Below are 12362 nucleotides of genomic sequence, written 5' to 3'. Positions count from 1 at the left end.
GAAATACAGGAGACACAAGTGGCTGGAATCATTATCAACAACGTACGCATCTTCGACGGTGCCCAGCTGCGGACCGGCATCGGCGCCGTGCGCGTCGAGGGCAACCGCATCAGCGAAGTGGCCGACAGCGGCCGCCGCATCGAACCGCAGGCCGGCGACCGCGTCATCGACGGGCAGGGCGGCACGCTGATGCCGGGCCTGGTCGAGGCGCACGCGCACCTGTCGTGGCCGAGCTCGGTCGAACGCTTCGTGCCCGGCATGGCGCTGCCGCCGGAAGACCTGGTGCTGACGACGGCGCGAAATGCGCGCATCCTGCTCGATCACGGCTTCACCAGCGCCTATTCCGCCGGCTCGCTGAGCAAGTCGGTCGAGGTGGTGCTGAACACGTTCATCACCAGCGGCGGCATGCCGGGTCCGCGGCTGGTGGCGTCGTCGATCGAACGTTCGCCGCCGACCATCGACGAACTGGATCCGGGCCAGGTGGCCGACCACGGCACCGGGCCGCAAGCGGTGCGCGAGTTCGTCAAGCAATGCGCGTCGATCGGCGCCAAGTCGGTGAAGTTCCTGCTGTCGGGCGAGGATGCATTGATGCCGGGCGCTTCGCAGCAGCTGCTGTACACGCAGGAGGAAGCCAGCGCCGCCGGCGAGCAGGCGCGCGAGTCGGGCGTGTGGCTGGCCTGCCATGCGCAGGCCAACGAGGCGGTCAAGATGGGGCTGCGCGCCGGCTTTCGCGTGCTGTACCACTGCACGTATGCCGACAGCGAAGCGCTCGACATGCTGGAAGCCAAGCGCGACGACATCTTCATCGCGCCCGCGGTCGGCATCATCCAGGCCACGCTGGACGCCAACCCGCCGCCGCACTTCGACATGACGCACATGAAGACCAGCGCCGCCGAGGTGCTGGCGCTGCAGAAGAAGCTGGTGCCGGAACTGAAGCGGCGCGGTTTGAAGGTGCTGCCGGGCGGCGACTACGGCTTCCCGTTCAACCCGAACGGGCGCAATGCGCGCGATCTCGAACTGTTCGTCGAGCACTTCGGCTACAGCCCGGAGGAGGTGCTGTCCGCCGCCACGCTGCTGGGCGGCGAGCTGATGGGCATGGGCGATGAGCTGGGCCAGGTGAAACCGGGCTTCCTGGCCGACCTGCTGCTGGTCGATGGCGATCCGGTGGCCGACGTAAGGGTGCTGCAGGACCGCAAGCGCCTGCGCGCCATCATGAAGGATGGCCGCTTCCACAAGGATCCCGCGCTGGCCGGGCTGGCGGGAGCATAAGCATGGAGGCTGTCCTGAACACGCCGGACACGCGCAAGCTGGAAAAGGCGATCCGTGCCGCCGGGCCGGTGATCGATCCCGCGTTCGCGAAGAACCTGTATGCGCCGCTTCTGGCCAGTGCGCCGCGCGGCGGCGGCATCGTCCGCGACATCGCCTACGGCGACGACGAGCGGCACCGGCTGGACGTGTACCTGCCGCTCGGCGCGCAGGGGCCGGCGCCGGTCGTCATCTTCCTGCACGGCGGCGGCTTCATCCGCGGCGACAAGGCCGACCGGGAAGCCGTCGGCCATTACTTCTCGCGGCACGGCGTGCTGGCCGTGCTGCCGAACTACCGGCTCGGCCCGCGCCACCGCTGGCCGGCCGGCGCGGAAGACGTATCGTCCGTGCTGGCCTGGGCGCGCACCCACGTGGCGGCGCACGGCGGCGATCCCGGGCACATCGTGCTGGCCGGCGAATCGGCCGGCGCCGCGCACGTGGCCGCCGCCACGCTGGTGCGGCGTTTCCATCCCGCCGAGGGCCTCAACATCGCCGGCGCCTTCCTGGCTTCCGGCGTGTACAACGCCGAACTGGAACTGCTGGCCCGGGCCCAGTTGAACATCGCCACGCCCGATCCGCGCAACGAAGCCTACTTCGGCACCGACTTCACGGCCTACCGCGCGATGTCCACGGTGGCGCTGGCCGACGCGGCACCGTTCCCGCTGGCGATCAGCTACGCGGAGCTGGACCCGGTCCAGATGCAGGCGCAGGCCGGCGAGCTGTTCGCCACGCTCGTCACCCGGCACGGCTTCCAGCCGAAGATCTCGGTGGTGCGCAACCACAACCACCTGACGCAGGTGTATGCGATCAACAGCGGCGACAACGCGCTGGCCGGGCCGCTGCTGGCGTTCGTGCGCAATCCGCGGGGATAGCCTGAAAACCGTTGGCACAAAAAACCGGTGACAGGCTCCAGTTATTTTGCAATGTTTCAAAAAAACCGGTGACAGACACCAGTCGTATTGAGGGGATGACCCCGGTTTTCGCGAGCGTGCAGGAATGCTGGCAAAAACCGGGGTCAGTCCCCTGACAGCGCCGGTGGCAAGTACGTTGGGCATCACTTACCGGGGACAGACCCCTTGTGACTCTGCCGCCACGTTCCAAACTCTTCTTTACATCCGTAACAGCCAGCCTTTCCAGATGACAGCAACCATAAAACCCCCTACAGTGGAAGATAAAAATATGCTGGCAATAAATAATATCAAGGAGACAAAACCATGCGATTCAACCGGCTGGACCTGAACCTGCTGCTCGCCCTCGACGCGCTGCTGGAAGAGCAGAACATCACGCGGGCCGCGGCCCGTGTCAACGTCAGCCAGTCCGCCATGAGCGGCATGCTGGCGCGCCTGCGCGAATTCTTCGAAGACGACCTGCTGGCCGCGGTGGGCCGCAACATGGAATTGACGGTGCTGGGCCGGCAGCTGGTGGGCCCGGTGCGCGACCTGATCCTGCACGTGCACGCCACCGTGGGCATGCGCGTGTCGTTCGATCCGGCGCGCGAGACGCGCTGCATGAAGATCATGGTGTCCGACTATGCCACCGAGGTATTCCTCAACAAGGTGGTGGCGCGCGTGCTGCGCGATGCCCCGAACATGACGCTGGACCTGGTGCCGCTGGCCGACGACGCGGCCGAGAAACTGCGCCGCGGCGAGAACGATTTCCTGATCATCCCGCGCCAGTTCCTCGACCCCGAGCACCCGCAGCGGATGCTGTTCGAAGACCATTATTGCGCCGTGATCTGGGAAGGCAACATGCAGGTCGGCGATACGCTCGATGCCGCCACCTACGAACGGCTGCCGCACATCGCGCCGATGCTGGGCCGGCCCCGCTCGCCAACGGTGGAAGAACTGCTGCTGAAGGCCCAGAACGTGAACCGGCGCATCCGCGTCATCACCGCCGATTTCACCAGCATGGCCACCGCGCTGGTGGGTACGGACCTGGTGGCCACGATGCACACCCGCCTCGCGCTGGCCTGCGCGCGCCGCCTGCCGATCCGCGTGCTGCCGCTGCCGTACGCGCTGCCGTCGATGGCCGAATGCCTGCAATGGCACCGCTTCCAGGAAAACGATCCCTGCCACATCTGGCTGCGCGGCATCATGCTGGAAATCGGCCGCGGCATGCCGGCCAATGCCGAGCTGGCGATGGCGCCGCACAGCGCCAACGCGCTGGAGACGATGCCGTCGCTGCGCCTGCCGGCGCTGGAACCGGCCTGACGAAGCGGCTTATGAAGCGGCCTCGCCGCCCCGGCGCGCCGCCGCTTCCAGCAGCAGCGCGTCGATGCGGGCCAGGTCGACCGGCTTGGTGAGATGCGCATCGAGGCCGGCGTCGCGCGAGCGCTGCCGGTCCTTGTCCGTGCCCCAGCCGGTCAGCGCCACCAGTATCGCCCCGGCCATGCCGTCGAGCCGGCGCAGGTCGGGCGCGACCTCGTAGCCGGTACGGTCCGGCAGGCCGATGTCGAGCAATACGATGTGCGGCCGCTCGCGCGCCGCGATGGCCAGCGCGTCCTTGCCCGTATGGGCCATCCGCACGGCGTGGCCGCGCATTTCCACCAGTGCCGCCAGCATCTGCGCGGCATCCACGTTGTCGTCGACCACCAGTACGCGCAGGGCACCGCCTTCGCCCTCCGGCGCGGCCGGATCGCCGGCGGCGGCGGACTCCGCCGCGAGCGCCGCGACGCCGGAATCGCCCAGCGGCAGCGTAATGGTGAAGCGGCTGCCTTGCCCTGCGCCGTCGCTATGCACGGACACCCTGCCGCCATGCAGTTCGACGAGGCGCTTGACGAGGTTCAGTCCCACGCCCAGTCCACCCTGCGCCAGTTCGTGGTGCTGCTTGACCTGCGCGTACATGTCGAACACGGCAGCCAGCATGGCGGCGTCGATGCCGATGCCGCTGTCGGTTACCGCGATGGCGATGTCCGCCCCCTTGATGCGGGCGGCAACTTCGATGTGCCCGCCGGGCGGCGTGTATTTCGCCGCATTGTTGACGAGATTGCTCAGCACCTGGGCGATGCGGTGCCGGTCGACGTGCAGCGTGACGGTGGCGGGCGGCAGGTCGACGGTCAGCCGGTGGCGGCCGGCATCCACCAGTGGCGCACTGATCTCCAGTGCGTCGCGGACCAGCCGGTCGAGCGGCACCGGTTCGCGGCGCAGTTCCACCTTGCCTTCGGACAGGCGCGCCATGTCGAGCAGGTCATCCACCAGCCGCACCATGTGCGTGACCTGGCGCCGCATCATGGCCTGCACGCGGCCGGTGTCCATCCCGGCGGGCGCGGCGCGCATCAGCTCCAGCCCGGTGCGGATTGGTGCCAGCGGATTGCGCAGCTCGTGCGCCAGCGTGACCAGGAACTCGCTCTGCATGCGGTTGGTGGCGGTCAGCTCGTCGGCCAGCCGCTGCAGTTCGCGCTCGGCGTGCGTGCGCGCATCGATATCGACGACGGTGCCGACGAAGCCGTTCGGCACGCCCGCTTCGTCGAAGCGCGGCATGCCCGCATCGATGAACCAGCGGTACGTGCCGTCGTGCCGGCGCAGCCGGTAGTCGAACGAGAACGGCACGTGCTCCGCATTGGCCGCCACGAAGATGTCGCGCGCGTGCGCGAAATCGTCGGGATGGACATTGTCCAGCCAGCCCATGCCCAGGTCCTGCCCGGGCGAGCGGCCGGTGTATTCGTACCAGCGCCGGCTCAGGTACGTGCACTGGCCGCCCGGATCGGTGGTCCACAGCATCACCGGCGCCATGTCGACGAGCGAGCGGAAATACGTTTCGCGCTGGGCCATCTCGGCATGGCGTTCGCGGCGTTCGCGCGCCAGGTCCAGCTGGCGCTGCACGCGCGCCAGCAGCTCGCCGGCGGCGAACGGCTTGACCAGGTAGTCGTCGGCCCCGGCCTGCAGTCCTTCGACCTTGGCCTCCTGGCCGGCCCGCGCCGACAGCAGGATCACCGGCAGGTGGCGCAGCGCCTCGCTGGCGCGGATGCGGGCGAGCAGGCCGAAGCCGTCCAGCCGCGGCATCATCACGTCGCTCAGCAGCAGGTCGGGCCGGTCGCGCAGCGCCAGCGCAAAGGCCGCTTCGCCATCGGCGCAGACGGTGACCTCGGCATGGCACTCGAGCAGCGCTTTCAGGTAGGCGCGCATGTCGTTGTTGTCGTCGGCGACGAGGATGCGGGGCAGCGGCGCGGCGGGATGGGCCGGTGCGCCGGTGCCGGTGAAACTGGCGATGGGGCGCGGCGGCTCCGGCTCGTCCGGCAGCCAGCGCAATGCTTCCTCGACGAAGGAGGCGGCGCCCATGCGGCGCGCGTCGTCGCCCGAAACGGACACGTCGTCCGCCGCATCCTCGCCGCGGTGGTCGACGCGCTCCTCGGGCAGGTGCGCGTGGCCGAACGGAATGTCGACGTCGAAGCGGGTGCCGTTATCCGGTTCGCTGTGCACGGCGATGGCGCCGCCGTGCAGGCGCACCAGTTCCTGGATCAGCGCCAGGCCGATGCCGGTGCCTTCGTAGGTGCGGCCCGGCGTGCCTTCGATGCGGTGGAAGCGTTCGAATACGCGCGGCAGTTCCGCCGCCGGTATGCCGCTGCCGGTGTCGCGCACGGACAGGCGCGCCATGCCGGCGTGGCGATACAGGCTGACGATGACCGCGCCCTGCAGCGTGAACTTGAAGGCGTTCGACAGCAGGTTGAAGACGATCTTTTCCCACATGTCGCGGTCGACATAGACGGGCTGCCCCAGGTCCTCGATGTCGAGGTGGTACTGCAGGCCGCCTTTCTCCATCGCCGATTCGAACACGCCGGCCAGGTCGGTGGTGAGCCGGGCCAGGTCGAGCGGCGCGTAGGTGGCCAGCGCGCGTCCGGCCTCGATGCGCGAGAAGTCCAAGAGCGAATTCACCAGTTTCAGCAGCCGCAGCGCATTGCGGTGCGTGACGTCGATGCGCTGGCGCTGCGCCGGCGGCAGCGGATCGCGCCCGTCCGCCAGCGCGTCGGCCAGCGGGCCCAGGATCAATGTCAGCGGCGTGCGGAATTCATGCGACACATTCGAAAAGAATGCCGTCTTGGCGCGGTCGATCTGGGCCAGTTCCTCGGCGCGGCGCTGCTCCTTTTCATAGGCGACGACGTTGCCGGCGGCCGTGTTGACGGTGGCGCCGAGCAGTTCGTAGAAGTGCAGGTAGTCCTCGTCGAGCGCGCGCGCGGCGCTGACGCCGGCCACCACGAAGCCGTACAGCTCCGCCTGGCCGGGGACGGTCACCGGCAGCACCAGCGCCGCATCGGGCGCGGTCTCGTAGGGGCCGCACGGCCCGTCGGCGAACCGCTCCCGCAGCCCGTGCACTTGCTGCGGCGCCCGGGTCCGGGCCGCGCTGGCGAATGGCCAGATCGCGTCGTCCGCCGCCACGATGGCCGGTGCCAGGTGGTCATGCCCGGCGGTGCCGGCCGCGCCGCGCAGCAGCAGCTTGCCGCTGTGCGCATCGAGCTGGTACAGCAGCACGAACGGCAGGTCCAGCGCCATGCCCTGGTACTGCGCTTCGATGTCGTGGGCGATGTCGCCGATCGCCCGGGCGTCGGATATGGCGGCGTTCAGGTCGCGCAGCACACGCGTGCGGCGCGCGTTCAGCACCGCCGACGTGGCTTCCGAGATCGGGTGGAAGATGCCGCCCACGGCGCCCGTTTCATCGCGGATCGGCGAGAACGAGAACGTCATGAACGCTTCCTCGAGGTAGCCGACGCGGTCGAGGAACATGCGCTGGTCGCGGATGTACACGCCTTCGCCGTGGTGGGCGCGCTCGAAAGCATCGCCGACCACCGGCAGCGCGCTGGCCCATACTTCCCTGAACGCGCCGCCCATCGCGCGCGGGTGCAGGTCGCCGCAGATGGGGCGGTACGCGTCGTTGTAGATCTGGATGTCGTCCGGCCCCCATGCGACGAGGATCGGAAAGGTCGACGACAGGCACAGGCTGACGGAGGTACGCAGGCTCTGCGGCCAGCTTTCCAGCGGCCCCAGTGGTGTTTTCGACCAGTCCATCGAGCGGATCAGGGCACCCATTTCGCCACCGCCGGCCAGCCAGCTCAGGTCATTGTTGATGGTGGAAGACGCGGCAGGGGCAGGGAGCATTGAGATCTACAATCGTATTTGGCACGACCGTTCTGGTCGCAAAGTATTGTAAATCACTTATGACAAGTTACCGGTAATATTGGCTTTTCAATCAACGCAATCGCGCATCGGGCGGTGCCAGCCCGCCACATGGCGCCACATACCATCGGGAGATCCATGTCCGCTTCATCCGCCACCGTCGAACAGGGCATCCTTGCCGCTGGCGTCGGCAAGTTCCAGTATCGCCTGTTCGTGATCTTCGGGCTCGTATGGATGGCCGATGCGATGCAGGTGCTGTCGATCGGTTTTTCGGCACCGTCCATCGCCACGACGTTCGGCATCGGCATGCCGCAGGCGCTGCAGACCGGCACGTTCTTCTTCATCGGCATGCTGGTCGGCGCGTTCGTGTTCGGCCGGCTGGCGGACCGCATCGGCCGCCGCCCGGTGCTGATGGCGGCCGTCGTGATCGATGCCTGCTGCGGCGTGGCCTCGGCGTTCGCGCCGGAGTTCACATGGCTGCTGGCGCTGCGCTTCCTGACCGGCATCGGCGTGGGCGGCACGCTGCCGGTCGACTACACGATGATGGCCGAATTCCTGCCCAGCGACCGGCGCGGGCGCTGGCTGGTGTGGCTCGAATCGTTCTGGGCGGTCGGCACCATCCTGCTGGCGATCCTGGCGCTGTTCGCCGCCAGCTGGGGCGACGATGCGTGGCGCGTGATCTTCTTCGTCACCGGCGTTCCCGCCCTGGTGGGCGTGGTGCTGCGCCTGTACATTCCCGAATCGCCGATGTACCTGAACCGCAGCGGCCAGCCGGAGGCGGCGCGCAAGGTGCTCGAGCGGGTGGCCGCGGCGAACGGCCGTAGCGGCCCCATCCCGCCGCTGCTGCCGGAGGCGGCGGGCCGCCATCCGCTGTCCGCGCTGTTCTCGCCGCAACTGCGCCGGCGCAGCATTGCGCTGTTCATCGCCTGGGGCCTCATTTCGATCGCGTATTACGGCGTGTTCGTCTACCTGCCGGTGAAGCTGGGCGCGCAGGGGTTCGGTTTCATGCGCGGCCAGGAATTCCTGATCCTGCTGGCGCTGGTGCAGCTGCCCGGTTTTGCGCTGTCGGCATACGGGGTCGAACGCTGGGGGCGCAAGCCCACGCTGGTGGGCTTCCTGGTGCTGTCCGCCATCGGCTGCATGGGCTACAGCGTGGGCAGCTCGATGCCGGTCGTCGTCGGCGCGACGCTGCTGATGAGTTTTGCGCTGCTCGGCACCTGGGGCGCGCTGTATGCGTTCACGCCCGAGGTGTACCCGACCGACCTGCGCGCCAGCGGCATGGGCACGGCCGGCGCCGTGGCCCGCTTCGGCGGCCTGTTCGCGCCGGCCATCGTGGCGCCGGTGATGGCGACGCACTTCACGCTGGCGCTGGCGATGCTGGCTGCTTTCCTGCTGGCCGGCGCGGTTGCCATCCTGTGCGTGGATGCGGAGACGCGGAACCGGGTGCTGGAGTAACGATCGGGAATGACGGGCAGCACCCGTGCTGGCCCGTCTTTTAAACTTGCCACTCTCGTTGACGAGGTGGCAAGATGAAAGGGATGAACGCCTATTCCCTTGCCAGACAATTCCTGTTGCCCGCGCTGCTGTACGCCGCAATGTTCGCGGCGATGTTCGCTGCCACATCGGCGCATGCCGCCGCCCCGGTCGCGCTGCGCGATTACACGCGCACCACGTGGACGGCGCGCGACGGTGCGCCGACGGAGGTGCAGCAGATGGCGCAGACGAGCGATGGCATGCTGTGGCTGTCCACCTCGACCGCCCTGTACAGGTTCGATGGGGTCGGGTTCCATGTCTACACGATGCCGCCCGGTGCCGAGGAAATGAAGGCCATCGTCGAACTGCGCGCACGGCCGGACGGCGAACTGTGGATGGCCGATGAAGTGGGTGGCTTGTACATGCTGCGGGCCGGCCGGGTCTACAACCGGTCGCCGCCGGGGCATGCCGCCACGGTACAGGGCATCGCATTCGACCCGGACGGCAGCGTGTGGGCGGCCATGACTTCCGGTCTCCATCGCTTCGATGGCAGGGCATGGCGGCGTTACGATGCGTTCGAAGGCGGGCCGGAAGGCGGGGCCTGGAGTGTGCTTGCCGACCAGTATGGGCAGATCTGGACCAACAACGGCAAGGGCCTGTTCCTGCTCGACAGGGCCAGCGGAACGTTCCGGCGCATTCTGGCCACCACGACCGAGAGCAGCCTGATCGCGTCGCCCGACGGCAAGTTATGGCTCGCCGGGAAGAACGTGCTCGTCGCGGTGCCGATGCCGCCCCAGCAGATTCCGTTGCCGCGCCCCGAGTATGCCAACCGCGCGTCGTCGCGTTCGCAGGCCCAGTTCGACCGTGACGGCAACCTGTGGTCGCTGCAGTGCGGTCCGGGCCTGTGCTACCTGCCCCGTGCGGCCGAGAATTCCGTGCGCGGGAAGATCGACCTGAAGGGCGCGGAGCACCTGTCCCAGCCGTGGCAGCTGTCTTCGCTGGCCGTCAACAGCGTGCTGGAAGATCGCGAAGGCAATGTCTGGCTGGCCACCCAGAATGGCCTTGACCGGTTTCGCAGCAACAAGGTGCTGGCGATGCCGATCCCGGGTGAACGCGGCGATTTCAGCATGGCCAGCGATACCGAGGGCAATGTCTGGGTCGCCGAACCGAATGCTTCGGTGGCATGGCGCCTGGGCCTGGACGGCCCGCCGGTGGCGGATCGCTCGGAACCGTTCCACCTGGTCGCGAACGATCGCGACGGCGCCCTGCTGCTGGCGGGCCGCGGCGCGCTGGTGCGCCGCTATCGCGGCACGGAAACCCGCCTGCCGCTGCCGGCCGGCCGGGACGGCAAGCCGACCGAGGTACCGCTGTTCGGCATACTGGATGACGGCAAGGTGCTGTGGATCGCGTCCGCGGAAATCGGGCTGATGGGCTACGTCGACGGGAAATGGAAACCGCGCAACGCGTTCCACTTCCCGCCGAAGGTTTTCGTCTCCGCCTACGGCGGCCGTCCGGGAACGCTCTGGCTGGGCTGTGGCGACGGCAGCGTGGTCTACTACGACGAAGGGAAGCTGACGACGTATGACGGCACCGCGGTGGGCATGTTCACCGCGGTGCTGCCGGGTCCGGAAATGGTCGTCGCCGGCATCAAGGGGCTCGCGGTCATGCGCGACGGACGCTTCCATCTGCTGCATGCCGACGTGCCGGAAGTGCTGCGGGGCGTATCGGGACTGGCTGTCGCGCCCAATGGCGACCGGTGGCTGAATGGCGGCCGCGGCATCGTCCAGGTGAGGGCGGCGGACTGGCGCGCGGCAGTGACGCATCCGGAGCGACCGCTGCGCTATCGCCTGATCGGTCCCCAGGACGGTTATCCCGGCAGTGCCATGGTGGCCAACCGGCTGCGCAGCATTTTCACCTCGCCCGACGGGCAGATGTGGTTCATGGCGAGCGGCGGGATCGTCCGGCTCGATCCGGCCGCCGTACCCCGCAACTCCGTGCCGCCCGAGGTTCGCGTGGCAGCCGTCACGGTCGGCAGTGCCACCTATCCCGCGGAGGGCACGGTGCGCCTGCCGCCCGGTTCGCCGAACTTCCAGGTAGCGTTCGTCGCGCCGAGCCTGGTGCGCGCGGACGGCGTGCGGTTCCAGTATCGCCTGGCCGGCGTGGATGCCGACTGGCAGGACGGTGGATCGCGGCGCACCGCGCGCTACACGAACGTTCCCCCTGGATCGTATCGCTTCGCTGTGCGGGCCATCAACGAGGATGCCGTGGCCGGGACTGCCCAGGCGGACATGCTGATCGACGTGGCGCCGGCGCTGGCGCAGACATGGTGGTTTCGTGCCGCCATCGCGCTGCTGCTCGCTGGCGCACTCTACGCACTGTACCGCTACCGCCTGCATCGGGCACTGGCACGCACGGCCGAGAAACTGCACGTGCGCATGGCCGAGCGCGAGCGCATCGCCCGTACATTGCATGACACCTTCCTGCAAAGCGTGCAGGCCGTCATGCTGCGCGTGCAGGCCATGGCGATGGAACTGCCCGCCGGCAGCGCGGCACGGCGCAAGCTCGAGACCATACTCGACCAGGTCGACCGTACTCTCGACGAGGGCCGCGACCAGGTCCATGAATTGCGCTCCGGCCCCGATATCGTGCAGGCGGTACGGATGGCCGGCGAAGCCCTCCAGGCGGCGCATTCCACCACGCGTTTCATGCTGGTCATTGCGGATGAACAGCGCAAATTGCAGGCACAGACTGGCGAGGAAGCGACGGAAATCTGCCTGGAAGCGATCCGCAATGCCTATCAACATGCCGGCGCCACGCAAGTGAAGGTACGGATCGCGTTTGGCGAGACGAACCTTTGGATTCAGGTTGCGGACAACGGCCGGGGAATGACCGAGCTCGACATCCGCGAGCGGCTGGAAGACGGCCACTGGGGCATGCTGGGCATGCGCGAGCGGGCAGCACGCATCGGCGCTACCCTGGCAATCACCAGCAAGCCCGGGGCCGGCACGACCATCGAACTGACGGTTCCGCGGCGGCTTGCCTACCCGGAGAGCGAGGTTGGCAAGCTGCTGTCGTGACAGATGGCTGCCTGGCCGGCGCTGCAGGCGCGCCGCCGGCAGCGGCCCGTCGACGAAAAACCCGGAACACCGCCCGCAGGGGGCCGGTGCCGTGCGCACTGAAATACTCGTCCGGGCCATGGGGGTCCGGGTGCACGCTACCCTTTTCGCCACTCGGTCTAAAGCGCTCTAGAACGCGCCCGAATGGTCTAATACGGTCCAGAATCAGCGCTGCTCCTGAAACTTTAGACCGGAATCGACTTTTTCTGGCGAAGATTGCGGTGAAATAGACTGGCCGGTATGGGCATTTCAGACCGTTTTAGACTGTCGCGGTCCATCTTTAGACCGGTTTCGCGGACGGCCATTAAAGCGTGCCCGGCAGTCGTCAGCCCGGATCCATGCTTCGTCACCAGGAAAGCGT

The 12362-nt window shown here is 67.9% G+C and carries 6 protein-coding genes; 5 read left to right on the top strand and 1 reads right to left on the bottom strand.

Annotation, left to right across the window (positions count from 1 at the left end; genetic code table 11):
- Nucleotides 1–18: 18 nt before the first annotated feature.
- The 3 genes from FHS02_RS13350 (at nt 19) to FHS02_RS13340 (ending at nt 3515) form a co-directional block, all read left to right on the top strand.
- Nucleotides 19–1269 (top strand): amidohydrolase family protein, encoded by a 1251-nt coding sequence (locus FHS02_RS13350; RefSeq protein WP_137317083.1) that lies wholly within the window; start codon nt 19–21, stop codon nt 1267–1269.
- Nucleotides 1270–1271: 2 nt separating this feature from the next.
- Nucleotides 1272–2177, top strand: coding sequence for an alpha/beta hydrolase (locus FHS02_RS13345; RefSeq protein ID WP_137317084.1), 906 nt, complete (start codon nt 1272–1274; stop codon nt 2175–2177).
- Nucleotides 2178–2519: 342 nt separating this feature from the next.
- Nucleotides 2520–3515, top strand: a complete 996-nt coding sequence (locus FHS02_RS13340; RefSeq protein ID WP_137317085.1) for a LysR family transcriptional regulator — start codon at nt 2520–2522, stop codon at nt 3513–3515.
- Between the two features lie 9 nt (nt 3516–3524).
- Here the strand turns inward: FHS02_RS13340 and FHS02_RS13335 are convergent, their stop codons facing one another.
- The gene (locus FHS02_RS13335) at nt 3525–7394 is read right to left on the bottom strand and encodes an ATP-binding protein (protein WP_175424956.1); all 3870 of its coding nucleotides are present in this window, start codon (nt 7392–7394) and stop codon (nt 3525–3527) included.
- A gap of 156 nt (nt 7395–7550) precedes the next feature.
- On the opposite strand from FHS02_RS13335, the gene FHS02_RS13330 reads away from it, so the two are divergent.
- Both FHS02_RS13330 and FHS02_RS13325 read left to right on the top strand, forming a co-directional pair.
- A complete protein-coding gene (locus FHS02_RS13330) occupies nt 7551–8867 on the top strand; it encodes an MFS transporter (protein ID WP_137317086.1) in 1317 nt (438 codons plus the stop codon).
- Nucleotides 8868–8950: 83 nt separating this feature from the next.
- Nucleotides 8951–11962 (top strand): sensor histidine kinase, encoded by a 3012-nt coding sequence (locus FHS02_RS13325; protein WP_175424957.1) that lies wholly within the window; start codon nt 8951–8953, stop codon nt 11960–11962.
- Nucleotides 11963–12362: the final 400 nt, after the last annotated feature.

It is taken from the genome of Pseudoduganella umbonata (assembly GCF_014192225.1).
GTDB lineage: Bacteria > Pseudomonadota > Gammaproteobacteria > Burkholderiales > Burkholderiaceae_D > Rugamonas > Rugamonas umbonata.
The sequence above is the reverse complement of the archived record's forward strand: the minus strand, read 5'-3'. Positions and strand labels throughout refer to the sequence as shown.